Below are 25,583 nucleotides of genomic sequence, written 5' to 3'. Positions count from 1 at the left end.
GCCTAGTTCCCCTCGATCTTCACCGGTGCGCCGCTGCGACGCGACTGCTCACAAGCTTCGGCCAGGCGCAGGCTGATCAAACTCTCTCGCGCCGGCGACGGGTTCGCGACCTCGCCCTTGATGACCTGCGTGAACAGGTTCATCTCGTTGACGTACGCGCGGTGGAAGCGCTCCGGGAAGCCGGGGTAGGCGTCCGGTCCGGCGACGTGGCCGCCCGGCTCCAGCGAGTTCAGCGGGGTCTTCGCGTCGACGCCCGCGACCAGCGAGTCCTTGCTGCCCAGCACCTCGATGCGGTGGTCGTAGCCGACCGGGTCGTGCCGTCCGCCGGCGAGCGTGGCGTGTGCGCCGCCCGCGAACTTCAGCATCACCACGGCGTTGTCGACGTCGTCGGCGTCCGCGAACGCCTGGTGCACCAGCACCGACCCGCTCGCGTAGACCTCGACGACCGGCTCGCCGACGAGCCACGGCACGCAGTCGAGGTCGTGGATCAGCAGGTCGCGGAAGATGCCACCGGAGGCGGGCAGGTAGGAGAAGTCCGGCGGGTTCGCGTCGTTGCCGACGGCCCTGACCAGGTAGATGTCCCCGACCTCACCGGCCCTGATGCGGCGGTTGAGCTCGTAGATGGCCGGGTCGAAGCGGCGCTGGAAGCCCACCAGCACCTCGACCCCGGACTTCTCGACGTCCTCGATCAGCGCGGCCATCTCGGCGACGTCGCTCGCGATCGGCTTCTCGCAGAGCGTGGGCACGCCCTTCGCGATGGCCGCGCGCAACATCTCGGGGTGGGTGTTGGTCGGCGTCGCGAGCAGAACGCCGTCGACGTTGCCCAGCAACGTGTCGAGATCGTCGACCGCCTTGGTGCCGCTCAGCTCGGCCGACGCCTGCGCTGCCCTGCCGGGCACCGGGTCGAAGAGGAGCACCTCGTCGACCCGATCCAGTGCGGCGAGGTTGGTCGCATGCATGGTGCCGATCCTGCCGACACCCGCTACTCCGATCCGCATCGCAGGTTTCCCCTGTTCATCGCCTTGAACTGTTAGAGCGCTCTATTGGTTGGAGCGCTCCAATGCTGTAACTTCGGCCACACGGGTGTCAAGGGTCCGTTTCCTGCCCGTAACGCGAGGGGAGGTGTTTCAGGTGGTCAGGCCGACGATGGAAGACGTCGCACTGCGCGCCGGGGTGTCGCGCGCACTGGTGTCCCTGGTGATGCGCGGTTCACCCAAGGTGAGCGAGATGCGACGCAGCGCGGTTTTGAAGGCCGCGGAGGAGTTGGGGTACTCACCGCACGCCATGGCCCGCTCGCTGGCCTCGCGCACGTCGACCGTGCTGGGCGTGATGGTGTCCGACCTGCACAACGCGTTCTTCGCGGAGGTCGTGGACGGCATCGACGAGGTGGCCCGCGAGCAGGGCTTCGACATCATCATCAACACCGGCGGCCGTTCTCCCGCTCGCGAACGCCGTGCTTTGGAGTCGCTGCTTTCCTTTCGCCCGGCGGGTTTGATCCTGTTGTCGCCGGTGGTTCCCGGTGGCGCGATCGGCAAGGCCGCCGAACAACTTCCCGTGGTTCTGGTCGCACGTTCGTCTCGGGTGTCCTCTGTGGACACGGTGAACGACGACGGTGAGGTCGGCGCTCGACTGGCCGTGGAGCACCTGGTTTCGTTGGGGCATCAGCGCATTGCGCATTTAGACGGCGGCGAGGGGACGCAGGCCGGTCCTCGTCGGCGTGGGTACGTCGCCGCGATGGAGTCCTTCGGGCTCACGCCTCAGGTCGTTTCCTCCGAGTACACCGACGCTGCCGGTGCTCGCGCGATACGTGGTCTGCTGGATGACGGCACTTTGCCCACGGCCATCCTGTCCTGCAACGACTTCAACGCCGTCGGTGCGATCTCGGCCTTGGAGGACGCGGGGTTGCGCGTTCCTCTCGACGTTTCCGTCGTGGGGTACGACAACACTTCTCTGGCCGCGTTGCGGCACGTCTCCCTGACCACGATCGACCAGCCCCGTGCCGAGTTCGGCCGGTTGGCCGCGGATGCGTTGTTGCAGCGCGTCCGCACCGAGCGCACCGAACCCGTGCGCCATCTCCTCACCCCCTCGCTCGTTGTTCGCAACACCACCGCACCGCCAGGAGGCTTGCGTTGAGCACCATCCCCCACTGGATCGACGGCGCCCGCACCACCGGGGTGTCGTCCCGGACCTCTGACGTCTTCAACCCGGCCACGGGCGCTGTTTCCGCCCAGGTCGTGCTGGCCGAGCAGGCCGACGTCGACCTCGCCGTCTCTTCTTCGCTGAAGGCAGCGCAGTCGTGGTCGGAGTCGTCGCTGTCGACGCGCTCGCGCATCCTCTTCGAGTACCGCCACCTGCTGCACACGCACCGCGACGAACTGGCCGCGATCATCACGTCCGAGCACGGCAAGGTGCTGTCGGACGCGGCGGGCGAGGTGCAGCGCGGGCTGGAGGTCGTCGAGTTCGCCTGCGGCATCCCGCAGCTCTTGAAGGGCGAGCACTCCGAGCAGGTCTCGCGCGGTGTCGACGCCTACTCGTTGAGGCAGCCCCTCGGCGTCGTCGCAGGCATCACGCCGTTCAACTTCCCCGTGATGGTGCCGATGTGGATGTTCCCCGTCGCGATCGCGACCGGAAACACCTTCGTGCTGAAGCCTTCCGAGCGCGACCCGTCGGCTTCCTTGCGGTTGGCCGAGTTGTTCAAGGAGGCCGGGCTGCCCGACGGCGTGCTGAACGTCCTGCAGGGCGACGCCTTCGCGGTCAACGCCTTGCTGGACCACCCGGACGTGTCCGCCGCCTCGTTCGTCGGCTCGACCCCGATCGCCCGGCACGTCTACTCGCGCGGCACGGCGGCCGGCAAGCGCGTGCAGGCGTTGGGTGGCGCCAAGAACCACATGGTCGTGCTGCCGGACGCCGACCTCGACGTGGCCGCCGACGCCGCCGTTTCGGCTGGTTACGGCTCTGCGGGCGAGCGCTGCATGGCCATCTCGGTCGTGGTGGCCGTGGGCGACACCGGTGACGAACTCGTCTCGAAGATCGCCTCTCGCACCCGTGACCTGCACCCGTCCGTGCTGCCCGGCACCGACCCGTCCGCGCAGATGGGGCCGCTGGTCACCGGGATCCACCGGGACCGCGTCCGGTCCTATGTGGACGCGGGCGAGGCTGCCGGCGCTTCGTTGGTCGTCGACGGTCGCGGGCATGCGCCGGAGGGTGCCGAGAAGGGCTTCTGGCTGGCGCCGACGTTGTTCGACCACGTGACGCGGGACATGACGATCTACACCGACGAGATCTTCGGGCCGGTGCTGTCCGTCGTGCGCGCCGACACGTTCGAGGACGCGCTGGAGTTGGTGAACGCCAACCAGTACGGCAACGGCACCGCCATCTACACCGGGGACGGGCTGGCGGCGCGGGAGTTCCAGCGGCGCGTGCAGGTCGGCATGGTCGGCATCAACGTGCCGATCCCCGTGCCGATGGCCTACTACTCGTTCGGCGGGTGGAAGGACTCGCTGTTCGGGGACACGCACGTGCACGGCGCGGAGGGCGTGAAGTTCTACACGCGGGCCAAGGCCGTGACGGCGCGGTGGCCGCAGCAGCACGGCGTGAACCTGGGCTTCCCCACCCACGGCTGAGAAACGAGAAAGCCCCCGCCGGGAGAGCGGGGGCTTTCTCGTTTCGTGCCGCGATCAGGCGTCGACCTTCTCGCGTTCCTCTGCCGCCGCAGCAGGGGGCGTCGGCTTCGGCAGGAACCGCTTGATCAGCGGGAAGAACAGGATCAGCAGGATCACCACGTACACGACGATCGCCATCGGGCTGTTCACCAGCCCGGTCAGCGAGCCGTCCGACAACTGCAACGACCGGCGCATCTGTTGTTCCGCGGCCGGGCCGAGGATCACGCCGATGATCGCGGGCAGCACCGGCAGGCCGTAGCGGCGCATGCCGAAGCCCAGCAGGCCGATCACGAACATCAGCAGCAGGTCGAAGATGTCCGCGTTGACCGCGTAGGCACCGACCGAGGCGAAGAACAGGATGCCCGCGTACAGGTACGGCCGCGGGATGCGCAGCAGCTTCGCCCACAACGGCGCCAGCGGCAGGTTCAACACCAGCAGCAACGTGAGGCCGATGAACAGCGACGCGATCAACGCCCAGACCAGGTCGGCTTCGCGTTGGAACAGCAGCGGTCCCGGCTGGATGCCGTAGGTCTGGAACGCCGCCAGCATCACGGCCGCGACGGCCGTGGTGGGCAGGCCCAGGGTCAGCATCGTCACCAACGTGCCGGCTGCCGAAGCAGAGGCCGTGGACTCCGGGCCCGCGACGCCTTCGATGGCGCCCTTGCCGAACTCGTCCTTGTGCTTGGAGAGCCGCTTCTCCGTCACGTACGACAGGAACGTCGGGATCTCCGCGCCGCCGGCCGGGATGGCGCCGAACGGGAAGCCGATCACCGGGCCGCGCAGCCACGGCTTCCAGGTGCGCTTCAGGTCCGAGCGCGACAGCCACGGGCGGCCGACGGGGATCGGGGTGAACGGCTTGCGGCGCAGGTGGGCGGCGACCCACAGGGCCTCGCCGACCGCGAACAGGGCGACCGCCACGACGATCACGTCGATGCCGTCGGCCAGGTGCAGCGAGCCGAACGTCAGGCGTTGCTGGCCGGTCATCTCGTCCAGGCCGACCAGGCCCAGCGTCAGGCCGATGAGCAACGACGCGAGGCCGCGGATGCGCGAGGCACCCAGCACGGAGGTCACCGCGATGAACGCCAGGACCATGATCGCGAACAGGTCCGGGGCGCCGATGTCGACGGCGTGCTTCGCGACGAACGGAGCCAGCAGGACGATCAGGATCGTGCCGATGATGCCGCCGGTGAAGTGGCCGATGGCAGCGGCGGCAAGCGCTTGCGAGCCGCGGCCCGCGCGTGCCATCGGATTGCCTTCGAAGGCGGTGACCACGGCTGCGCTCTCGCCCGGTGTGTTCAGCAGGATGGACGTCGTGGAGCCGCCGAACATGCCGCCGTAGTAGATGCCCGCGAACATGATGAACGCGCCGGTCGGCTCCATGCCGTAGGTGACGGGCAGCAGCAGGGCGACCGCCATGGCCGGGCCGATGCCCGGCAGGACGCCGATCGCGGTGCCGAGCAGCACGCCGATCGCGGCCATGAGCAGGTGGGTCGGCGTCAGCGCGGTGGCGAAGCCGTTGAGCAGTTGGTCCACCTAGAACACCTCCATCAGCGGGCCGCCGGGCAGGGGGACGCCGAGCAGGTTGTTGAAGACGGCGAACGTCACGATCGACATGCCCGCGGCGATCAGCGGGTCGCGGACGTAGGCACGGCTGCCGAGCGCGTAGGCGGCGCCCCAGAAGAGGATCGCGCCGGAGATCGGGAAGCCGACGACGCCGATCAACGCGGCGTTGGCCAGGAAAGCGCCGCACAGCAGCAGAACCGTGCGCCAGTCGGCGGGTTCGGTCAGGTCGACGTCCTCGCCGCCTTCGGCCTCACCCTTGCCGCCGCGCAGGACGTCGCGGGCCAGCAGGGCGGCGACGACCAGCAGCAGCGAGCCGACCAGGATCGGGACGGCCTTCGGGCCGACCGGGCCGCGCTGGGCGAAGTCGGTCGGGATCTGCACCGCGTCGGTGAGCACCAGCGCGCCGAGCACGACCAGCAGGACGCAGATGCCCAGCTCGGAGTGTTCGCGAAGCCAACTCTTGGCAGAGGGCTTCGAAGTCACGGTCGTCATGCCAGCCCCAAGTCCTTGAGCACCGTTGCCACCCGCTTGTTCTCGTTTTCCAGGAAGGTCCTGAACTCGTCTCCCGGCGCGAAGGCGTCCGTCCAGCCGTTGCGCTGCAGGGCTTCCGCCCACTGCGGCGTCTTCTGGAGGTTCTGGAACACCTCGACCAGCTTCGCCTTGTCGGTCGGCGAGATGCCGGGCGGCGCGACGATGCCGCGCCAGTTGGTGAACTCGACGTCCACACCGGACTGCTGCAACGTCGGCGCGTCGATGCCGTCGATGCGGTTCTTGCTGGTCACCGCGAGGACCCGCAACGTGCCGGCCTGGATCTGGTCGCGGTACTCGCCGACGCCGGAGACGCCGAACGCGACCTTGCCGCCCAGCACGGACGCCAGCAGTTCGCCGCCGCCGTCGAACGGGATGTAGTTGACGGTCTTGGGCTGCAACCCGACGGCCTTCGCCATCAGCATCGGCGCCAGGTGGTCCGGGCCACCGGGGGCCGAACCGCCGCCGACGGTCACCGTGCCGGGGTTCGCCTTCCACGCGTCGACGAGCTGTTGCATCGACGTGAACGGCGAGTCCTTCGCGACCACGACGATGTCCGGTTCCTCGATCAGCTTCGCGATCGGGGTGGTGTCCAGCAGCGAGTTCGGCGACTTGTTCGTGTACACCGCGCCCACCACGCCGAGGCCCATCGACATGATCAGCTTGCCGTTGCCGCGCTCACCGACCGTGCGGCCGAGCCCGACCGTGCCGCCCGCGCCGGGGAGGTTGAACACCTCGGCGTTGCGCAGCAGGTCAGCGTCCTCCATGGCCTTCGCCGCCGTGCGGGCGGTGATGTCGTAACCGCCGCCGGGCGCGTTCGGCACGAGCACGCGCAGCGACCGCACCTGGTTGCTCTCACCGCTGTCCGCACCGGGCGACAGCAGCGGCGGCACCAGCAGGACGGCGAGCAACGCCGTCGCCACCGACACCCACACCTTCACCGGCACTGTGATCCCCGCCTCTCATCCGCGTGGTTGAACATGTTGCTCTGGTGTAAACCTTGATGTCGCTCTTGCGCTTCTAAGGTTTCTTTCGGTCTTTCTGGTCACGGGAGGTCTCATGCGTCGCCGCCGTTCCCTGGCCAGTCAGCTCCTCGCGTGGCAACTCGTAGTCGTCACGCTGCTACTTTGCGCTGTCGGCGCGCTGACAGTCGTCCAGACGGGCAACAACTTTCGCTCCAACGAGGAACGCCGGATGCTCTCGGTCGCCGAGACGGTGGCGGCGAACTCGCTGGTCCAGGAGGAGATGGGCAACTGGCGGCTGTTGTCCGCGCCCGCCGAGACGGCGCGCAGCCTGTCCGGCGCCTCCTACGTGCTGATCCTCAACGACAAGCGGCTCGTGATCGCCTCACCGGACCCGGCGCAGATCGGGACCACTTTGGACACCCGTTCCACCGCACTCGAGGGCAGGTCGTGGACGGGCAGCACCGGCGACTCGATCGAGGCGCACGTGCCTGTGTTCGACCCGACGAGCCGCCAGGTCAACGGCATGGTGATCGCGGGCGCCGAGGATCCCGGCATCTTCGCGGGCGCACTCGAACAACCCGTCGACGTGCTGCGCTACCTGGCGATCGCGCTGGTCATCGGCGTCACCGGGTCGTTGCTGCTGGCGCGCAGGGTGAAGAACCAGACGCTCGGGCTGGAGCCGCACGAGATCACCGCGCTGGTCGAGAACCGCGAGGCGTTGCTGCACGGCATCCGCGAGGGCGTCGTCGGACTCGACGGGCAGAACCGGATCACGCTGGTCAACGACCACGCGAGCGACCTGCTGGCGTTGCCGGAGGACGCCGTCGGCCGGTCCGTCGAGGAACTGGAGCTCAACGACCGCCTGCGCGACGTGCTGACCGGCCGCGCGACCGGTGTCGACCAGCTGGTGCTGCGCCAGGGCGTCGTGCTGACGTTGAACCGGATGCCGATCGACGGCGGCGAGGGCGCGGTCGTCACGTTGCGGGACCGCACGGAACTCCTTGCGCTGCAACACGAACTCGACGCCTCGCAGCACGCGACGGACACGTTGCGAGCGCAGGCGCACGAGTTCGCCAACCGGCTGCACACCATCGCCGGGCTGATCTCGTTGAAGGAGTACGACGAGGTCACCAACTACATTCACCAGATCAGCTCGGCGCAGGACCAGTGGCGCACCGAGGTCAGCTCGTCGATCGGCGACCCCGCCGTGGCCGCGCTGCTGATCGCCAAGGCGTCGCTCGCCGCCGAACGCGGCACGGCGCTGCGGATGGCACCGGACAGCGTGCTGGGCAGGGTCGACGAGGCGTTGTCCGCGGATCTGGTGATGGTGCTGGGCAATCTGGTCGACAACGCGTTGGACGCGCTCAGTTCGCTGGGTACCACCAACGGTGGCGGCAAGTGGATCGAGGTGGGTGTGGTGCAGAGGGACGACGAGGTCCAGGTCGTGGTGCGCGACTCCGGTCCCGGGGTGGCGCCGGAACTCGCCGAAGAGGTGTTCCGGCACGGGTTCACGACCAAGGCGGCATCGCACGGCGAACGCGGCATCGGGCTCGCGCTGATCAGGCGGGCGTGCCTGCGGCGCGGCGGGTCGGTCAGCGTGTCCGGGTCGGTCTTCACGGCAAGGCTGCCGCGATGATCCGGGTGCTGGTCGTCGACGACGACTTCATGGTCGCGAAGGTCCACAGTGGATACGTCGCGCGCACGGACGGGTTCGAGGTCGTCGGGGTGGCGCACACCGGCGGGGACGCGGTGAAACTGGTCGCGTCGCTCAAACCCGACCTGGTGCTGCTCGACGTCTACCTGCCGGACGTCAACGGACTCGAAGTACTGAAGTCGTTGCGCGCCAACGAGGACGTGGATGTCATCGTGATCACGGCGGCGACCGACGTCGAGACCGTGCGCAGCGCGATGCGCGGGGGCGTGCTGCACTACCTGATCAAGCCGTTCGACTACGCGGCCCTGCGCGACCAGCTCGCGCACTTCGCGTCGTTGCGGGAGAAGCTGCACCGGCTCGACTCGGCGGGACAGGCCGACGTGGACCAGGTGTTCGGTGCACGGCCGACCTCGAAACCGTTGCTGCCCAAGGGGTTGACGCCGGAGACCGCGCGGCTCGTGGAGAACGCCCTGAAGACGCACCCGGACGGGCTGTCGGCGTCGGAGTGCGCGTCCTCGACGGGGGTTGCCCGCGTGAGCGCGCGTCGATACCTGGAGCACTTCGTGTCGACGGGACGGGCCGAGGTCCGGCTGCGGTACGGCGGAACCGGTCGCCCGGAACGGATCTACGGTTTAGTCCCAGGAGCCTGAACGACCGCGGCCGCGCTTGGTGTCCGCCCGGCGCTTCTTCGAGGCGATCCGGCGCTCCTGCGATCCCTTGGTGGGCTTGGTCGCCCGGCGCACCGGAGGCGGCGCGGCGGCGGCCGCGCGGAGGATCGCGGCGAGCCGTTCCCGTGCTGCCGCTCGGTTCTGGAGCTGCGCGCGGTGCTCGGAGGCGGCGATCGTGATCACGCCGTCGACGAGCCGACCGGCCAGCCGTTCGAGCATGCGGGCCTTGAGGTGCTCGGGCACCGTCGGCGAGGCAGCCAGGTCGAACGAGAGCTCCACGCGGCTGTCCGCCGTGTTCACTCCCTGCCCGCCCGGCCCACCTGACCTGGAAAAACGTTCGCGCAACTCAGACGCCGGCAGCACCAGCGTCCGAGTCACGGTCACGTCGTTCATGCCTCCAGGTTAGAAGGTCAGACCCGGAAGTGTCGCGATCTTTATCAGCTCCTCGCGGTCGAGCAGCGGCGCGGACCGCTGCGGACTCCCGTTCAGCGCAGGCGCGCCGTGCACCGCGTCGCTGAAGCGGCCGAGGTTGTCGCTGGTGATCGTGATGGTCGTGCCGTCGGGGCGGATGACGTTGACGGACACGACCACCACGCCGGGAGTGGGGTTCGGGAGCTGGTTGCTGCGGATCCGGATGCCGTCGCGTTCCTCGATGCGGCACGTGGGGTCGTCGCAGCTGCCGAGGTCGGTGCTCTGGGCGCGGCCGATCGCGATCGTGAGGCCACCGACGCCCTGCGCGTCCCGCAGCCTCGCCACGGCGCGGCGCAGGCCGTCGGGTGTGTTGGTGTCACGGGTGAAGAACGTGAGCGCGCCCGCCCCGATCTCCGGAACGTCCTCGGCGGTGACGCCCGGCGGCAACCGGTAGCCGTTCTTCAGCAACGCCGTGAGCTGGGCGTTGCGGTCGAACACGCCGGCGGAGTCCAACGCGCCGGTGTTGCTGCTCGACGTCTTCTGCGGCATCGCCAGGTAGCCGGCCGCACTGAAGCCCGCCAGCAGCACGAACGCCAGCGCGCCCGCGATCGCGGTACGCCGGCGAACCAGTTTGGTCCTGCCCTTGCGGATCACCTCGGACGTGTGGATCCGCGACGCGGGCTCGTTCTCCAACAGGTCGCGCAACGCGGCGAGTCCCTTGGCGGCCTGGCTCTTCACCGTGCCCTCCGTCCTGCCGAGGATGCGGGCGGTCTCGGTGATGCTCAGGTCCTCCCAGTACCGCAGCACGACGACAGCGCGTTGCCCGGCGGGCAACGCGTCGAGGGCGCGGCGGAGGTCGAGATCGGTGGTGGCGTCCGTGACCGCGCTCTCCGGCACGGAGTCGACGATGCGTTCGCGCTGGAAGAACCCGCGCCGGGTCTCGTCGATGGCGGTGCGCACCAGCACCTTGCGGGCGTACGCGTCGACGCTGTCCTTGCGCACGCGCGACCACGCGACGTACATCTTGATCAGCGACTGCTGGACTATGTCCTCGGCGCGATGCCAGTCGCCGCACAGCAGATAGGCCGTGCGGCGCATGACGAGCGCGCGTGCGTCGACGAACTCCCCGAACTCGCGGTCCCGTGAATTCCGGCGGTCCAAGTGCCCCCTCCTCGGTCGCCGCTTAGTACGCGACGACCGAGTCAGGAGGTTGCCTCAGAAGCGGGGGTGATCGCCAACGAGGGACGCGCCGCCCTCGTCGGACTTGCTGATCTCGCCCAGCACCCACGCCGGGACGTGGCGGGCCGTCAGCACCGCGAGCGCGCGGTCGACGTCCTCGGGCGCGACGACGGCGACCATGCCGACGCCCATGTTGAACGCCTTCTCCATCTCCTCGCGCTCCACCCGGCCGCGCTGGGCGATGAGCTGGAAGACCGGCGCGGGCGTCCAGGTGCCGCGGTCGAGCTTCGCGTGCAGGCCCTCCGGCAGCACGCGGGCCAGGTTCGCGGCGAGGCCACCACCGGTGACGTGCGAGAACCCGCGGACCTCGGTCTCGGCGATGAGCGCGAGGCAGTCCTTGGCGTAGATCTTGGTCGGCTCCAGCATCTCCTCGCCGAGGGTGCGGCCGAACTCCTCGACGTGACCCTCGAGCGGCATCCGCGCGATCTCCAGCAGCACGTGCCGGGCGAGCGAGTAGCCGTTGGAGTGCAGGCCGGACGAGCCCATGGCGATGACGACGTCACCGTCGCGGACGCGGTCGGGGCCGAGCAGCTTCGACTGCTCGACCACGCCGACGCCGGTGCCGGAGATGTCGTAGTCGTCGTCGCCCATGAGACCGGGGTGCTCCGCGGTCTCGCCGCCGAGCAACGCGCAGCCGGCCTGGACACACCCTTCGGCGATGCCCTTGACCAGCGACGCGATCCGGTCCGGCACGACCTTGCCGACCGCGATGTAGTCCTGCACGAACAGCGGCTCGGCACCGCAGACGACCAGGTCGTCCACGATCATGGCGACCAGGTCGATGCCGACGGTGTCGTGCTTGTCGAGCGCCTGCGCGATCGCGATCTTGGTGCCGACGCCGTCCGTGGAGGACGCGAGGATCGGCTCCTTCCAGCGGTCGAGCTTGAGCTGGAACAGGCCGGCGAACCCGCCGATGCCACCGAGCACCTCGGGCCGGTGCGCCTTGGCCGCCCACGGCTTGAGCTTCTCCACCGCCTCGTCACCTGCGGCGATACTGACTCCGGCGGCGGCGTAGGTGGCCTTGGCGCTGTCGGTCACGTCAACTTCTTCCACTTGGAAATCGGGTGCTCAGGGTGCTCAGGGACGACGCAAAGCGTCTTCGGCACCATATCCGCTCGCCAACACGGGAGCCGCCGAGCCCGAGACACCCTTGAGGCCTTCGAGCAGGTGCTTGCCGATGAGCGCGTCCTGCGGCAGTTCGATGGGGTACTCGCCGTCGAAGCACGCCGAGCACAGCCGCGTCTTGGGCTGTTCGGTGGCCGCGACGAGCTGCTCCAGCGACACGTACCCGAGCGAGTCCGCGCCGACCGAGCGACGGATGCCGTCGTCGTCCAGGCCGTTCGCGATGAGCTCCGCGCGCGAGGCGAAGTCGATGCCGTAGAAGCACGGCCACTTCACGGGCGGCGACGCGATCCGGACGTGCACCTCGAGCGCACCGGCCTCGCGCAACATGCGGACGAGCGCGCGCTGCGTGTTGCCGCGCACGATCGAGTCGTCCACGACGACCAGCCGCTTGCCGCGGATGACGTCGCGCAGCGGGTTCAGCTTCAGCCGGATGCCGAGCTGGCGGATCGTCTGCGACGGCTGGATGAACGTGCGGCCGACGTAGGCGTTCTTGACCAGGCCGGACCCGTACGGGATGCCGCTGGCCTGCGCGTACCCGATCGCCGCCGGCGTGCCGGACTCCGGCACGGGGATGACCAGGTCGGCCTCGACCGGGTGCTCCTTGGCGAGACGACGCCCGATCTCGACGCGCGTGGCGTGCACCCCGCGCCCGGAGATCGTGGTGTCCGGCCGCGCCAGGTAGACGTACTCGAAGATGCAGCCCTTGGGCTCGGGCGTCGCGAACCGGGTCGACCGCAGGCCGTCCTCGTCGATCGCGATCAGCTCACCGGGCTCGACCTCGCGCACGAAGCTCGCACCGACGATGTCCAGCGCCGCCGTCTCGCTCGCCACGACCCAGCCGCGTTCGAGCCGACCCAGCACCAACGGCCGCACGCCGTGCGGATCCCGCGCCGCGTACAGCGTGGACTCGTCGGAGAACGTGAGGCAGTACGCACCCTTGACCGTCGGCAGCAGCTCCAGGGCGGCCTGCTCGATGCCCTTGTCCGCCGCCGCGTGGGCGAGCAGCGCGGTGAGGATGTCCGAGTCGGTGGTGGCACCGTTGCGGCCGGTGATGCCGAGACCCTTGGCCTTCTCCAGCAGTTCGGCGGTGTTCACCAGGTTGCCGTTGTGGCCGAGGCTCAACGCACTACCGGTCGCCGTCGTCCGGAACGTCGGCTGGGCGTTCTCCCAGGTCGTCGACCCGGTCGTGGAATAACGGCAGTGCCCGACGGCCACGTGCCCCTTGAGACTCTGCAGGACCTGCTCGTCGAACACCTGGCTGACAAGACCGAGGTCCTTGAAGACGACGACCTGCGTCCCGTCGCCGACAGAAATGCCCGCCGCCTCCTGCCCGCGGTGCTGCAGGGCGTAGAGGCCGTAGTAGGTCATCTTGGAGACGTCTTCACCCGGAGCCCAGACGCCGAAGACGCCGCACTCCTCACGGGGTTCCTGTTCGGACTGGGAATGGTCGTCGACCACCGAATTGGCTCCCTCACGCATGGGGCTGGCTGCAACCCGAGTGTAAGTGGAGCACCCCGTGCTAGACCCCCCTCAGACCCCTGGTGAGGTGATGAAACTCATGCCATTGGCGGTGTTTCAGGCCTTCTTGCACCCGCTGAGCGTGGTGGTGCCGGAGTCGTGGCGTGCGGTGCAGACCACACCGTCGTTGAGTCCGACTCTGCCGGGCATGTCGGTCTCCAGGATCGAGACGCCCTTCAGGTCCTCCTGCTCGGCGTCCTCCGGAAGATCGCCGACGGGTTCGAGCCTGACCCGTTTCTCGGTGCCGCCGCCGGCCTCGTGGACGTAGAACTCGGTGACCTTGAAGGTCATCTCGGACTGCCAGGTGGAGCCGCAGCCGGACAGGGCGAGCAGGGCCATGGAGGCCACGACGGTCTTCCGCACCACGCCTTTCTACAGCTTCCGGCAGCGGAACAACTCGGTGCGGATCGTGTTCGTCTGCAGCGCGCCGATGGTTCGCTGCTTGGCCAGGCAGATCACCTCGTCGCCGACCCGCACGTCACCGTCGATCTGCTCTAGGTCGAGGATCCCGCCATGGAAGTTCTCGTGGTCGTAGGCGTCGTCCGGCAGCGCCTCGACCGGATCGAGCCACACGTCCGTGCTACCGGCATAGATCGGCTGCGGCGGCTTCTCCTCGATCATGCTGACCTTCAGCTTGATCTCGGCCTGCCAGTCGCCGGCGCATCCGGTGAGCAGCAGGCAAACTGCCAGCGCTGCCACGATCTTGTTGCGCATCAGGCCTTCTCACACGACGACACGTCGGTCTCGATGGTCACGGTCCGGGTGTAGCCGTCGTCCTCCTGCTCGGCCCAGCAGAGGAACTGGTCTCCCACCTTGAAGCCGTCGCGCAACGTCCAGTGCTTGACCACGATCGGCGTCAGCGTCACCGGTTCCGGGACGTCGTCCGGGACCTCGCCGACGAGTTCGAGGCGCACGTTGACATTCTTCTCGTCTTCGGGGTATGGCCGTTCGAAGATCTTGGTGACCTCGTACCGAACCTGCTGCCGCCACTCCGAGGCGCCGCAGCCTGCCAGGACGAGGCAGGCCACGAGCGCCATACCGATCTTGCGCATCACGCCTTCTTGCAGCTCAGCAGTCTGGTGTTGACGTTCGAGTCTCCGATCGCGCTGCCCTTCTTCTGCTCGATCACGCAGAGCAGTTCGTCGCCGACCTGAGCGCCTTCGGCCCGATCCGTCGACAGCACCTTGGTCTTCAACTGCGATGGCTCCAACGCGCCACTCGGCGCGTCTCCCACCAGTTCCAGGTTGAAGAACTCGGACGAGGACTGCTTCTCCTGCGAGACGATCTTGTAGCGCACTTCCGGCGCCTGCCAGTTCGCCGCACAACCGGTCAGCAGCAGACAGCCGAGCACCACAGTCGCGAGCTTGCGCATCAGTGCCCCCGTCCGACGCGAAGGAGGTCCAGCACCTGCTTGTCGCCGGTCATGTCCTTGAGCGTCATGCGGTTCCAGAGCCAGAAGTAGACGAGTTCGGCCTCGCCGACCACCTGGGCGTCCCCCTCCTCGCCGGGTGCGGCGGAGCGGACCTCCGGCACCTCACCGGCGGTCAGCGAGATCAGCCAGGACTCCGGCACGTCGGTCGACCGAACCAGGGCCGAGCCGGTCACGTCGTGCGGGCTGTCGCCGTCGAGCTTCGCCGCGACGATCGTGGTCAGCACCTCGTCGATGCCGTCGACGCAGAGGTCGGGGTCGGTGGCGCCCACCTGGCGGACGACCGTCTGTGCGTCGTAGCGGCGCAGCACCGTCTCGTGTGCGATCCGGCGATGCCACACCCACGCCAGATCAGGTGCGGACGGCGAGAACGTCCACACCGGCCGGTTCCCTGGCACAGCGGCCAGGACCGCGCTCGCACCGACCAACTGGAGATCGAGGTATTCCAACGGGGAAAGACCGCTCTGCGGAGGGGTGGGCTTGATCGGGTTGCGGCTGCCGGTGCGCAGGTACTCGGTGGAGGTCTCCAGGAACCGGCCGACGTGGATGACCAGGTCCTGCACGGTCCACCCAGGGCGGGTCGGCACCTCGGCCGCCGGGTCCGCGTCCGCCACTGCCTTCCGGAACAACTCCGCCTGCTCGATGAACACAGCGGTCCACCGCTGAGCCGTCCACCCCGTCTGCACCATGACCGACATCGTGCCCGAAACGGTCCACCGACGAGTGGGGAACCGGCGATGATGTATTCGCGTCGCAGTGATCGAGGACCAACAGGGGGTGGCGATGTTCGGCGTTGAGCCAGAGCAGTTGCGCAACGCGTCCAAGGAGTTCGGCAACGGCTCCGACGCGGTGCGCGAGGCAGCGGAGATGATCTCGATGCTCAGGCTCGACGCGGGTGCGCTCGGCGAGGTGGACGCCGCCGGCGAGTTCGCGGACGCCCTGGCGAAGTTCGTCGGCACGCACTCCCAGGACCTCCAGCGCGGCTCCGCCTGGATGACCGACGCGGCAGAAGGTCTCGTGTCGAACGCCGAGGCCTACCAGCGCACCGACGAGGACCACGCGACGTCGCTGAAGAAGCTCTTCTCCGGACTTGGGGGCGGACAGTGAGCTACACCGATCCGGAAGGCCTGTACGGCAGGCTCGCCTCGGGTGACGTCGGCCGGATCGCCTCCGCCGCCGACCCCATCACCGGCGCGATCAGCGCGGTCGGGCGTGCGGGCGAAGCTGTCACCAACGGTGGCAAGACCGCTGTCAGCAACTGGGCCGGCGATGCGGCGACGAAGTTCACCGCGCGCGCCGAACTGTCCGCCACCGCTGCCAAGGCCGCCGTCGAACGGCTCGGCGCGGGTGTCGACATCGTCCAGGCCGCTTCGCGCGCCTACGGCCAGATGCGCGGCGCGGCGGACCAGGCAATCGGTGTGTGGCGCGGCCGTCCCCCTGGCTTGGACGAACAGCAGACCCGCCAGCTCGCGAACCAGGTCAACGAGCAGCTCAGCAAGGTGAAGTCGGGCTACGACAACGTCTTGCGCTCCTACGCGAGTGCGCTGACGAAGATCCCGCCGGGCTTCGAGGAGTCGGCGCGCTCGGACAGCGGCTGGAGCAAGGCCGCCCAGCTCGGCGCTCTCGGCGGCGCACTTCCCCCGGTGCCACCTCCTGGCAGCGATCCCAAGGCGGTCGCGGACTGGTGGAAGTCGCTCAGCAAGGAACAGCAGGACGCGCTCAAGAACACCAAGTTCCAGGAACTCGGCCAGCTCCGCGGCCTTCCAGCCGACGTGCTGGACTACGCGAACCGCAAGCGCATCACCGATGACGTCAAACGGTTCGGGGAACAGGAAAAGGCGCTGAACGCGCAGCTCGACGCCCGCGCCCGTGAACTGGGCACGACCCCGGGCACGGCGGAGGCGGAGCGCGCATTGCGCAACGACCCGCAGGGTTCCGAGCTCATGGCGCAGCGCGACGAAGCCTCGCGCCGCCTCGAGAACTCGAACAACGCCAAGATCCAGATGGACAAGGCCGTCGAGCAGGCCAGGGGAATCGGCAAGGACGCGTACATCCTGCAGTGGAGCCCGGACGGTCCGGGCAACAAAGAAGGCACGATGGCGATTGCCTACGGAAACCCGGACACCGCCAAGCACCTCGCCGTCGCCGTGCCCGGTACGACGTCCGACCTCACCGGTTTCAGCACCGATCAGGCTCTCAACCTCAGTGAGGCCATGGGGCCGGACGGGGCCGCGATCCAGTGGCTCGGCTACGACGCCCCCGCCGCCGCGCTCGGCCAGGTCAACGACCCGGCGCAGGCCATCGAGGGTGGGCGCATCCTGGCCGCGGACGTCGAGGGTTACCGCGTCGCGAACCCCAACGCGCACGTCACGGTGATCGGCCACAGCTACGGCAGCACGGTCGTCGGCTACTCCGCGATGGACAACGGCCTGAAGGCGGACGACATCGCGTTCGTCGGGTCGCCGGGTGTCGGCGCGTCCAACGTGAGTCAGCTCGGGCCGGGCGCGGGGCACGTGTACGTCGGCGGCACCGAGCACGACCCGGTGATCCAGGGGACCAGTGGCGACTGGTTCACCAAGGACGGGTCGTCGACCGGGCCGTACGACAAGTCGTTCGGTGCGACGCAGTTCGGCACGTCCGGCGAGAGCTGGATCGGGCACGCGCACTCCGCCTACTACGACAAGGACTCCGAGTCGCTCGAGAACCTCGCCAAGATCGCCACCGGCCAGGGCGGTTCGGTCACCGAGCAGCGCTGGCAGGACTCGCCGGTGCCCGTTGAGGTGCCCGGATCCGACCTGCCTGGCGTGGGCCCCGTGCTCGACTGGGGGGTCAACACCGGCAAGGAGGTCGTCGACATGGGCGAGGACGTCTGGCGGGGTGGCGGGCAGGTCGTGGACGACATCGCCAACGGGCGGTGGGGGGATGCCGGGCGGAACGCGGTGGGCACCGTCGGTGAGTTGGCCAGTGACGCCGGGGACGTCGTGGTGGACACCGTGGGCAACGCGGTGGAGCTCGGGCGCGATGTCGTCGACGGTGTCGGTGGGGCCATCAAGACCGTCGGGTCGTGGTTCTAGAACTTCACGACCGGCAACAGTGCGGAGAGGTCGGCTCGGGTGCCGGAGGCGGTGACCCGGGCCTCGTCCAGGGCGTCCGGCCAGGTCAACGCTCCCACCGCCAGTTCCAGCCAGGTGCGGGCATCGGTTTCCACCACGTTCGGGGGTGTTCCTCGGGTGTGGCGGGGGCCTTCCACGCACTGGACGGCGGCGAACGGCGGGACGCGGACCTCGACGCTGCGACCTGGGGCTATGCGTTCCAGGGTGCGCAGGCTCAGTCGGACGGCGGCGGCCAGGACCGGGCGTTCTGGCTGGTCGGCCTCGCCGTGCAGCCACGGGAGGACGGCCTGGACGGCGGCTCGCATCTCGGCCGGGTCGACGGGCTTCGCTGGCACGTCGCCCACACTAGCGAAGGGGCTGACGGGGTCCCGGCGCTGTTGGTATATCTGGGCGGTGATCAGGAACTTCGCCGTCGTCGGTCCCGGGCACGCCACCAGGGAGCGGTTGACGACGGCCCTCGCGGCCGCGCCGGACATGGCGGTCTACCGGATCGGGCGCGGTGCCGACCCGTTGCTGGTGTCCGCGACCTTCGACCCGGCCGACCAGTCGGGGTGCCGGAGTCTGCTCGACTGGTTCGAGCGCGGGGCGCCGTCGGGGGCCGTGTTGCTGGTGGACGACTGGGAACTGTGCGCGGATCTAGATTCCGGGCTCGCGACGGCGGTCGAGTGGATCGCGGCGTTCGGACCGGCACAAGGCGTGCAGGTCGTTGTGACGGCGCGGAGATGGGGCGCGTTGCCCGACCAGTTGCGCCGGCAGCTGCACGGTGAGGCGACGGACTTCCTCGCGCTGCACGGGATCGAGGCAGATCTCGCGGGGATCAACCAGCGCGACGACCTGAAGGCGGCGATCGGGTCGGACGCGCGCGGCTGGCCGGTGTACCTCGACATCACCACGTGCGGGTCGTGCGTCGGCCCTGCGGCGCAACGGGAACAGCTGCTGCTGGCCGCGCTGCTCGGGCTCATGGCGACGCATTCGTCGGCGCATCTGAACATCGGGCTGTTCGACCTGAGGAACATCGGCGTGTTCGACGGGCTGGACGCGGCGCCGCACGTGGCGTTCGCGCTCACCGGCGAGGACGGCGAGGCGCTCTTCGCACGGTTCCGCGACGGCCTGGCGGGCGAGGTCACCCGGCGGCGCGAGCACACCGGGGAACCGTTGCCCGCCTTGCTGATCTGCATCGACAGCGCCGAGGTGCTGCTGGAACGGTTCCCCGGCTACCAGAGCGTGCTGGAACAGCTCACCGCCGGCCGGGCGCTCGGCATCCACGTGCTGTTCTCCGGCGACACCTTCCCCGTGTCGCACCCGCCCGCGTGGCCGTCCGCGATCCCGCCGCACGACCTGGAGGAGTGGGCCGAGATCCTCCCCGGGTCGCTCGCGAACAGCGGTCCGCCGGCGCACGCGCTGGCCCTGCCGCCGTTGCACCAGGGGTTCGGCCTGAGCCTCGACTCGCTGCCACCAGGCGGGATCGGGCTGCTCGACGTGCCGCTGGAACAACGCAGGGAGATCCTCTTCCCCGGCTTCACCGAGGAACTGCGGCACGGCGCGATCGTCGGGAAACCGGGCACGGGCAAGACCACGACGTTGCGCACGCTGGCCACCGTGCTGGGCGACGACATCGGGCGCTTCCAGTTGCTCGACGGGCCCGGCGAGCCGCTCGACCTGCAACGCCACATCATCGTCACGGCCTACGCCTGGGAGCAGGTGCCGCCGTTCATCAGGGAGAACCTGGCGTTCGGCATCGAGTTCCGGCTGGACGACCCCGCCGGGTCCATTGTGGACGCTGACGAGGCCGCCAAGGTGCCGGACGAACCGGGCTTCGGGCTGTCCGTGCCGCACCGGCTGCACGTGCAGATCGCCCGCCCATGACGCATCTCGCACTCATCGGCCCTGCTCACCGGGTCGCGCGGCGGATCGCGGGCGTGCGGGGCGTCTACCGCATCGGACGCGGCGAGCTGCCGGGTGTCGCGGTCAGCTTCGACCCCGGCGACGAACGGCGGCGGCAGAACCTGCTGGCCTGGTTCGAACGCGGCGCCGAGCCGGGCGCGACGCTGCTGATCGACGACTGGAAGCACTGCAGCGCAACGGATCCCGGACTGGCCGAGGTCGTCCGGTGGATCGCGGCGGCCTCGTGGAACGTCCGGGTGATCATCACCGCCCGGTCGGTGGACGAACTGCCGGACCGGGTGCCGCTGCGGGTCGAGGTCCTGGACTTCCTGGCACTGCACGGAATGACGAGGTTCACCAAGGCCCTGGCGTGGAAGGGGCGCTGGTGGAAGGTGCCGGTCGGCGTCGACGCGGCCGGGGCGCCGGTGGTCGTGGAGCTGACGCACTTCGCCGACGGCAAGTGGCGGACCGGGTCACATCTGAGCGTCACGAGGGCAGAGGCGTTCCGGAGTCTGCTGCTGGGACTGCTGTGCACGCACTCGCCCAAGCTCTTCCAGGCGATCTTCGTCGACGCGCACGACAGCGGCGTGTTCGACGGGCTCGACCAGGCGCCGCACGTCCTCGCGCACCACCGCAACGCCGACCTCGGCGAGGTGGTCGCGACGATCAAGGCCGAGGTGGAACGGCGGCTGGAGATCGTCGGCAACACGTGGACGGTGTTCGACCACCGCGGCTTCGACCAGGTGCTGCCGCAGCTGCTGGTCTGCGTCCGCGGGTTCGACGACCTCAGCGCGTTCACCGCCATCGCCGCAGAGGTGGGCAAGTCCGGCGTGCAGTTGCTGTTCGACCGGCCGCACGACGTGACGGACGTGCTGGTCGACGACTGCGAAGCCCCCGCGAACCTCGACGAGATGGCACGCGAACTGCCCGCGCTGATGCGAAAAGAGGAACCCGCGCCGGACTTCTTCTCGTTGCACGACATGCCGAACACGCACGTGTGGCGGCCGCGCCCGGTGAAGCTGCAGTACCGGGTCGCGGTGGGCGTCGACGAGTTCGGACAGAAGATCGAGATCGACCTCAAGTCCGCGCATCTGCAGGACGGCATGGGCCCGCACGGCGAGATCGTCGCGCCGGACGACAAACGGGCCGAGGGCGTGCGAGCGCTGGTGCTCGGCCTGATGGCCCGCCACTCACCGGACGAACTGCAGGTCGTCTTCCTCGGCGGCGACCTGTTCGCGGGCCTCGACGGAGCACCGCACGTCCGGCACGGCCTCGTCGACCTGCTGGCAGACCACGAGACGCGGGCGAGAACGCTGGCAGAGGCCAGGTCCCGCAGCATCTGGGACTACCGGGCGAGCCACGGCTCGATGCCGGAACTCCTGGTCTGCGTGGACAACGCCGCCACCACACGGCCTGAGCTCCTCGCCGCACTCCAGACGTTGAGCCGCGAAGGCCGCACCTACGGGCAGCACCTGCTGCTGTGCGACACAACGCCCGTGCAGCTGCCGGATGTGCAGACGTCGTACCGGCTGGAGTACGACAACGGCTGGACGAGGCGCATCGGGCGGTCGGTGGAGAACGTCGTGCTCCCCACCGACCTCAACGACCGAACGTGGTCGTTGCCCGTCGCGATGAGCTAGCTCCGACGCAGCTTTCGTTGCGCGTCATAGAGGTTGCGCGGCGTCACGGAGGTCGTGCCGTACAGCTCCAGGCGCGAGTTCAGCTCGCCGGTGAAGTCCGGCTTGTCGATCTGGCCGAAGTCGCGGACCTCGGAGATCGCCACGGTCGCGCTGCACGGCGCCACCTGGTCGATCCGGACGTTGCCGGCCCGCTGGTTGGTGACGGTGACGTTCCAGTGCGTGAAGCGGGCGCCGTACAACGGGCCCGCGTTCGCGCTGCCTCCGTGCGCGCCGACGTTGTTGATGGAGATCTCGGTGCGGACGTTGGCGAACGGCAGGCCGCGGTGCGTGTCGAAGACGTCGTGGTCCATCCGCCCGCGGGTCCAGACGTTGCCGCACGACAAGCCTTCGACGTTCAGGCCGTGGTTGCCCGCACCCGCCTGCGACGGCTCGGACGGCGCCTCGATCACGAACCCGTCGGTCAGGTTGTCGTGCGACTGCTCGCGCACGGCGTAGGCGTGGTGGTGGCCGCGACCGGACACGCGCGTGTTCAGCAGCGAGATTCCCTTGGAGGACACGAGGAGGAACCCGTTGTCGACGTCCTGCACGTGCACGTCGTCGGCCCAGCAGTCCCACGCGCACTGGAACGCGACGCCGTTGTACCCCTTGTCCAGCAGGTGCTTCGGCGTCGGCACCTTGAACATCTCGATCTTGATGCCCTCGACGCCCGCGCCCGTGATCACGGGCGCCATCGTGGTCAGCCGTGCCTTCCACTCCGGGCGGATCTCCAGCGGCAACGGCTGGGCGAGCTTGACCCTGTTGCCGCGCACCCACTCCACCCGCACCGGCCACAGGAACGGGAAGTACGACAGGAGCTTGTCCTTGTCGTCCCACCGGTAAGTGGTCGTTCCAGGTACGTCACCGCACATGTGCTTCGGCAGCGAGTACTCGGAATCGTCCAGCCGCAACAACACCCGCTGGCCCGCGCGCAACGAACGTCCATTCGCGACGGTCACGACGAACGACCCGCGCGCCGCGGAGCCGACGACGTCGGTCAGCAGCTTTCCCTGCTCCAGCTCGTTGCCCGTCCAGCCCTCGAAAGGCCACTTGTGAGCCTTGATCGCGTCGACGAGTGGCTGATAGCGGTCCCGGTGGCAGACCCAGACCAGGCCGCCGGACCAGCTCCACGCCGAGTTCTCCGACCCGTACCGGCTGCGGTTGATGCCGACGATCTCCTCCAGCGACCGCGTCGCGTGGAAGGTCGTCTTCCCACTCCCCGCACCGCGCAGCACGACGTTGTCGTAGCCGATGCGGATGATGTCGTCGATCCGGTACCGGCCCGGCGGCACGTAGACGGTGCCCCCGCCCAACCGGCCGACGAACTCGACGGCCTTGTTGATCGCGACGGACGCGTCGGCGGAGCCGTCCTTGCGCGCTCCGAAGAACAACACGTTCGCCAGCACGGGACGACGGGCGGGCTTCTCACCGGTGCGGTACCCGGCGTAGGCGATGTTGGGGATCTGCGGGTGGTTGTACGGGTTGGCAACGAACTCTTGCCACAGCGAAGCTGAGGACTGCGCCGAAGCAGTCCCCGTCATCGTTGACGTCCCGACCAGTGCAGCCCCTGTAGCCAGCAGGAACAGCCTTCTGTCGATGCTCATTTCGCCGTCTCCAAGGGGTCTTGGCCACGGCGGCGGTGATCAGATCAAACCAGACATCAGACCTTGGCGGAACGAACCGCTTCGGCGATCAGCTCGTCGACCTGGTGCATCATCCGGCGCCCGTCGGTCGGCGTGAACGTGCTCCACGGCGGCTGACCACTCGTCGCACGGCGTTGTTGCAGGTAGCGGCCCTCTTCGGTGTCGAAGAACGCCACCACGCGCTCGGGCCGCCAGCGCTTGCCGTACTTGTCCCGGGCGGCGGCGCCGAAGTTTCCGGTGTGCACGAGCCCGGTGAACATCTTCACCAGCGCCTTGGCGTCGTCCTCGCGCAGCCCGATGCCCCGGAACGCGGCCTCCATCGACTTCGGCGAGCCGTCGGTGTTCGCGATCGCCTTCTCGATGTCCGCACTCGGCAACGTCACCGAAAGCCCTGTTCCGGCGGGGTGCGCGGGCAGCACCGACAGCACGGCCGAGGCGAGCCCGGAGCCCGCCCACGGCTGGAACGTCAGCCGGTCGTCCCGCAACGTCGCCAGCGCGCCCCAGTCACCGTTCGCGACGGCGAGGACGCGCAGGCTGTGGCCGAGCCAGAGGCGGCCGTCCGCCTCCCGCTCGGGCTTCACGAACATGCGCAGCAACCCTTCCAGCTCGGAAGAGAGTGCGCGGGAGTTGCCCAGGCGCCGGTGGTCCAACTGCTGGAAGACGCGGTTCTCGAGCTGGATGCGCTCGTCCCGCGTCTTGCCAGGGGTGGGCACCTTCAGCACGAGCGGCATGGGGCCGACGTTCATCCGTTCCCACACCACGTCGAACTCCTCGGCGGAGAGAGCGATCGGCTCTCTCTCCGCCGGAGCGCCGAACAGGCTCACTCTGCCGCGCCGCCGATGACCGGCGGAGCGACCATGCGCTCGTCGCCGAACACGTCGTCGGTCTCGACCAGGTAGTCGGCCGCCTTGTGCTCGATGTCGTCCTCGCCCTCGCCCTTCTGGCCGTGGGCACCACCAGCGCCGCCGGCACCCGCGGCACCGGCCTTGCCCGCGCCGGCACCGGAACCCGCGGCACCGCCGCGCATGCCGCCGTCAGGACCGTGCACGCCGGACATGCCGCCACCGGACATGCCGACGGGCTTCATCGCGCCCTGCTGGCCGGACGCGCCGAGCGAACCGGACATCGGCCCGAAGGCCTTGCCCGAACCGCCGGTGCCCAGCTGGCCACCGCGCAGGGTGCCCGAACCAGGACCGCCGGGGCCGCCCGTGCCGGTGGTGCCGGGACGGGTGAACACCGGACCACCCGGCGGAACCGGGGTGGGGGTCGGCGTCGGGTGCGGAGTGTTCGTGGGCGGCGGGGTGTAGGTGGGAGGCGGCGTCGGCGTGGTCGTCGGCGGCTGCGTCCACGAGGTGTGCGTGGTGTCGGTCGGCGGAGGCGTCCAGCCGGTCGAGACCTGCTGCTGCGGCTGGTACTGCACGCCCGACGTCGACACGTGCGAGTTCGTGGTGCCGGTCGGCGCGCCGCTGCTCGTCTGCGTGTAGCCGACGCGCGTGCTGCCGGTGCCCGTGTCGCCGGGCGGAGGCGTGTCGATGACGACGGTCGGCGGCGTCGGGAAGTCGCCGAGCGTCGAGGAGTTCCAGCGGCTGTCCGACTGGTAGTCCTCCATGACCTTGACGGCCTGGGCGGCGGCGTTGTCGGCCGCGGCCTCCTGCCGTTCGTGGTCGATCTGCTGGCCCACGACGTGCGCCATGCCGACGGGGCCGGTCAGCGCGCCGACGGCCATGTCGAGCATGCCGGGCTTCTCGGTCGTGACGGGGACGACCTCGGGCATCTTCTTGCGCGCGTCGGCGATGTACTCGCCCTGCAGGCGCGCGGAGGACTCCATGGTGGTCGCGCCGGTCTCGGCGAAACCCGCCCACTGGGCCAGCGGCGACAGCGCGCCCTGGGCGACGTCGGAGGCGTCGGACTCCCAGTCCGCGCCCATCTTCTTCAGACCTTCGTGCAGGTCGGTGTCGATCTGCGCCAGTGTCGCGGCGATCTTCTTCCACCCGGCCTCGACCGGGATGGAGACGGAGACGCCCGGACCGGAGTTGATCATCTTGTACAGCTCGGGGTGTCCGTACCCCTGGAAGCGGTGGTCAGTCATCGGTCAGTCCCCCTCTCAGCCCTGGTCCCGCAGGTGCTTGCCCCACATGGCCGCGTTGTCGCCCTCGACCTGGCGGTACTGCTCCTCGATCATCTTCAGCTGGTCGATCACGCCGGTGAGCTGCTTCTTGTAGAAGTTCAGCGCGGCCAGAGCCTTCTCGGAGGTCTGCTCGTTGAACGCCTTCGAGGTCTCGCTGGAGATCGGGTCCCCGGCCCACGGCTTGGTGGGCAGTTCGTGCACGGCCTGCTCGATCTTCGCCTCGAACTCCGCCAGCGCCTTCTCGAACGCCTTGCGAGCCTGGGGGATCGCTGATGGGTCCACCTTCAGCTTGCGCTGACCGAACTCGGGCGGCGTCGAGACGCCACCTCCTCCATCCGCGAGAAACACGGCACACCCTCCTCAGTACGGCCCCCAAG

Annotated in this window: 25 protein-coding genes and 1 pseudogene; 8 read left to right on the top strand and 18 right to left on the bottom strand. The window is 69.1% G+C overall.

Features of this window, described 5'->3' with window-relative positions:
* Positions 1 to 2 precede the first annotated feature (2 nt).
* Positions 3 to 998 (bottom strand): Gfo/Idh/MocA family protein, encoded by a 996-nt coding sequence (locus tag JNUCC0626_RS35135; RefSeq protein WP_394615029.1) that lies wholly within the window; start codon positions 996 to 998, stop codon positions 3 to 5.
* A 133-nt stretch (positions 999 to 1,131) separates the two neighbouring features.
* Between JNUCC0626_RS35135 and JNUCC0626_RS35130 the strand changes: the two genes are divergently transcribed.
* Together JNUCC0626_RS35130 and JNUCC0626_RS35125 are read left to right on the top strand one after the other, a co-directional pair.
* The gene (locus tag JNUCC0626_RS35130) at positions 1,132 to 2,133 is read left to right on the top strand and encodes a LacI family DNA-binding transcriptional regulator (RefSeq protein WP_394615028.1); all 1,002 of its coding nucleotides are present in this window, start codon (positions 1,132 to 1,134) and stop codon (positions 2,131 to 2,133) included.
* The gene (locus JNUCC0626_RS35125) at positions 2,130 to 3,623 is read left to right on the top strand and encodes a CoA-acylating methylmalonate-semialdehyde dehydrogenase (RefSeq protein WP_394615027.1); all 1,494 of its coding nucleotides are present in this window, start codon (positions 2,130 to 2,132) and stop codon (positions 3,621 to 3,623) included. The genes JNUCC0626_RS35130 and JNUCC0626_RS35125 overlap by 4 nt, the downstream gene beginning before the upstream one ends.
* A 54-nt stretch (positions 3,624 to 3,677) precedes the next feature.
* On the opposite strand, the gene JNUCC0626_RS35120 is transcribed toward JNUCC0626_RS35125, so the two are convergent.
* The 3 genes from JNUCC0626_RS35120 to JNUCC0626_RS35110 are packed head-to-tail and all read right to left on the bottom strand — an operon-like array spanning position 3,678 to position 6,682.
* Positions 3,678 to 5,141, bottom strand: coding sequence for a tripartite tricarboxylate transporter permease (locus tag JNUCC0626_RS35120; protein WP_394622172.1), 1,464 nt, complete (start codon positions 5,139 to 5,141; stop codon positions 3,678 to 3,680).
* Positions 5,142 to 5,195: 54 nt separating this feature from the next.
* Complete coding sequence (locus JNUCC0626_RS35115) at positions 5,196 to 5,717, bottom strand: tripartite tricarboxylate transporter TctB family protein (RefSeq protein ID WP_394615026.1); 522 nt, start codon at positions 5,715 to 5,717, stop codon at positions 5,196 to 5,198.
* A complete protein-coding gene (locus JNUCC0626_RS35110; RefSeq protein ID WP_394622171.1) occupies positions 5,714 to 6,682 on the bottom strand; it encodes a Bug family tripartite tricarboxylate transporter substrate binding protein in 969 nt (322 codons plus the stop codon). The genes JNUCC0626_RS35115 and JNUCC0626_RS35110 overlap by 4 nt, the downstream gene beginning before the upstream one ends.
* Before the next feature lie 130 nt (positions 6,683 to 6,812).
* Between JNUCC0626_RS35110 and JNUCC0626_RS35105 the strand changes: the two genes are divergently transcribed.
* A complete protein-coding gene (locus JNUCC0626_RS35105) occupies positions 6,813 to 8,354 on the top strand; it encodes a sensor histidine kinase (protein WP_394615025.1) in 1,542 nt (513 codons plus the stop codon).
* Positions 8,351 to 9,022 carry a response regulator gene (locus JNUCC0626_RS35100; RefSeq protein WP_394615024.1) on the top strand — a complete coding sequence of 224 codons (672 nt, stop codon included), beginning with the start codon at positions 8,351 to 8,353 and terminating at the stop codon, positions 9,020 to 9,022. Before JNUCC0626_RS35105 ends, JNUCC0626_RS35100 begins: the two co-directional genes overlap by 4 nt.
* Here JNUCC0626_RS35100 and arfB read toward each other — a convergent pair.
* The 9 genes and pseudogenes from arfB to JNUCC0626_RS35055 form a co-directional block, all read right to left on the bottom strand.
* Positions 9,005 to 9,433 (bottom strand): alternative ribosome rescue aminoacyl-tRNA hydrolase ArfB, encoded by a 429-nt coding sequence (gene arfB / locus JNUCC0626_RS35095; RefSeq protein WP_394615023.1) that lies wholly within the window; start codon positions 9,431 to 9,433, stop codon positions 9,005 to 9,007. The genes JNUCC0626_RS35100 and arfB overlap by 18 nt on opposite strands.
* Positions 9,434 to 10,141: 708 nt before the next feature.
* Positions 10,142 to 10,612, bottom strand: a pseudogene (locus JNUCC0626_RS50545) (SigE family RNA polymerase sigma factor); the annotation flags it as partial.
* Positions 10,613 to 10,666: 54 nt separating this feature from the next.
* On the bottom strand, positions 10,667 to 11,728 hold the full coding sequence (gene purM, locus JNUCC0626_RS35085; protein ID WP_394615021.1) for a phosphoribosylformylglycinamidine cyclo-ligase: 1,062 nt from the start codon (positions 11,726 to 11,728) through the stop codon (positions 10,667 to 10,669).
* Positions 11,729 to 11,767: 39 nt separating this feature from the next.
* Entirely contained in the window at positions 11,768 to 13,294 is a 1,527-nt protein-coding gene (gene purF / locus JNUCC0626_RS35080; RefSeq protein ID WP_394615020.1) for an amidophosphoribosyltransferase, read from the bottom strand.
* Between the two features lie 96 nt (positions 13,295 to 13,390).
* Positions 13,391 to 13,696: a hypothetical protein gene (locus JNUCC0626_RS35075; protein WP_394615019.1), complete on the bottom strand. Its 306-nt coding sequence runs from the start codon at positions 13,694 to 13,696 to the stop codon at positions 13,391 to 13,393.
* Between the two features lie 9 nt (positions 13,697 to 13,705).
* Entirely contained in the window at positions 13,706 to 14,047 is a 342-nt protein-coding gene (locus tag JNUCC0626_RS35070; RefSeq protein WP_394615018.1) for a hypothetical protein, read from the bottom strand.
* Complete coding sequence (locus JNUCC0626_RS35065) at positions 14,047 to 14,385, bottom strand: hypothetical protein (RefSeq protein ID WP_394615017.1); 339 nt, start codon at positions 14,383 to 14,385, stop codon at positions 14,047 to 14,049. Before JNUCC0626_RS35065 ends, JNUCC0626_RS35070 begins: the two co-directional genes overlap by 1 nt.
* Positions 14,385 to 14,705 carry a hypothetical protein gene (locus tag JNUCC0626_RS35060; RefSeq protein ID WP_394615016.1) on the bottom strand — a complete coding sequence of 107 codons (321 nt, stop codon included), beginning with the start codon at positions 14,703 to 14,705 and terminating at the stop codon, positions 14,385 to 14,387. The genes JNUCC0626_RS35065 and JNUCC0626_RS35060 overlap by 1 nt, the downstream gene beginning before the upstream one ends.
* On the bottom strand, positions 14,705 to 15,451 hold the full coding sequence (locus tag JNUCC0626_RS35055) for a maleylpyruvate isomerase N-terminal domain-containing protein (protein ID WP_394615015.1): 747 nt from the start codon (positions 15,449 to 15,451) through the stop codon (positions 14,705 to 14,707). The genes JNUCC0626_RS35060 and JNUCC0626_RS35055 overlap by 1 nt, the downstream gene beginning before the upstream one ends.
* A gap of 94 nt (positions 15,452 to 15,545) precedes the next feature.
* Here JNUCC0626_RS35055 and JNUCC0626_RS35050 point away from each other — a divergent pair, with 94 nt between their 5' ends.
* Together JNUCC0626_RS35050 and JNUCC0626_RS35045 are read left to right on the top strand one after the other, a co-directional pair.
* Positions 15,546 to 15,869: a type VII secretion target gene (locus JNUCC0626_RS35050; RefSeq protein WP_394615014.1), complete on the top strand. Its 324-nt coding sequence runs from the start codon at positions 15,546 to 15,548 to the stop codon at positions 15,867 to 15,869.
* Positions 15,866 to 17,836 carry an alpha/beta hydrolase gene (locus tag JNUCC0626_RS35045; RefSeq protein ID WP_394615013.1) on the top strand — a complete coding sequence of 657 codons (1,971 nt, stop codon included), beginning with the start codon at positions 15,866 to 15,868 and terminating at the stop codon, positions 17,834 to 17,836. Before JNUCC0626_RS35050 ends, JNUCC0626_RS35045 begins: the two co-directional genes overlap by 4 nt.
* On the opposite strand, the gene JNUCC0626_RS35040 is transcribed toward JNUCC0626_RS35045, so the two are convergent.
* Entirely contained in the window at positions 17,833 to 18,180 is a 348-nt protein-coding gene (locus tag JNUCC0626_RS35040; protein WP_394622170.1) for a sterol carrier family protein, read from the bottom strand. The genes JNUCC0626_RS35045 and JNUCC0626_RS35040 overlap by 4 nt on opposite strands.
* 88 nt (positions 18,181 to 18,268) lie before the next feature.
* Here JNUCC0626_RS35040 and JNUCC0626_RS35035 point away from each other — a divergent pair, with 88 nt between their 5' ends.
* Both JNUCC0626_RS35035 and JNUCC0626_RS35030 read left to right on the top strand, forming a co-directional pair.
* Positions 18,269 to 19,741, top strand: a complete 1,473-nt coding sequence (locus JNUCC0626_RS35035; protein ID WP_394615012.1) for a hypothetical protein — start codon at positions 18,269 to 18,271, stop codon at positions 19,739 to 19,741.
* On the top strand, positions 19,738 to 21,399 hold the full coding sequence (locus JNUCC0626_RS35030; RefSeq protein WP_394615011.1) for a hypothetical protein: 1,662 nt from the start codon (positions 19,738 to 19,740) through the stop codon (positions 21,397 to 21,399). The genes JNUCC0626_RS35035 and JNUCC0626_RS35030 overlap by 4 nt, the downstream gene beginning before the upstream one ends.
* On the opposite strand, the gene JNUCC0626_RS35025 is transcribed toward JNUCC0626_RS35030, so the two are convergent.
* From JNUCC0626_RS35025 to JNUCC0626_RS35010, 4 genes are read right to left on the bottom strand one after another with little or no spacing between them, the layout of a single operon-like run.
* A complete protein-coding gene (locus JNUCC0626_RS35025; RefSeq protein WP_394615010.1) occupies positions 21,396 to 23,039 on the bottom strand; it encodes a glycosyl hydrolase family 28-related protein in 1,644 nt (547 codons plus the stop codon). The two genes, JNUCC0626_RS35030 and JNUCC0626_RS35025, sit on opposite strands and share 4 nt — an antisense overlap.
* A 56-nt stretch (positions 23,040 to 23,095) precedes the next feature.
* Positions 23,096 to 23,902, bottom strand: a complete 807-nt coding sequence (locus tag JNUCC0626_RS35020) for an ESX secretion-associated protein EspG (protein WP_394615009.1) — start codon at positions 23,900 to 23,902, stop codon at positions 23,096 to 23,098.
* Positions 23,899 to 25,167, bottom strand: coding sequence for a PPE domain-containing protein (locus tag JNUCC0626_RS35015; RefSeq protein ID WP_394615008.1), 1,269 nt, complete (start codon positions 25,165 to 25,167; stop codon positions 23,899 to 23,901). Before JNUCC0626_RS35015 ends, JNUCC0626_RS35020 begins: the two co-directional genes overlap by 4 nt.
* 15 nt (positions 25,168 to 25,182) lie before the next feature.
* Entirely contained in the window at positions 25,183 to 25,554 is a 372-nt protein-coding gene (locus tag JNUCC0626_RS35010) for a transcriptional regulator (RefSeq protein WP_394615007.1), read from the bottom strand.
* Between the last annotated feature and the right edge of the window lie 29 nt (positions 25,555 to 25,583).

The organism is Lentzea sp. JNUCC 0626, from assembly GCF_043632865.1.
GTDB lineage: Bacteria > Actinomycetota > Actinomycetes > Mycobacteriales > Pseudonocardiaceae > Lentzea.
Note: the sequence above shows the minus strand (reverse complement) of the source record. Positions and strands in the feature narration are given on the sequence as shown.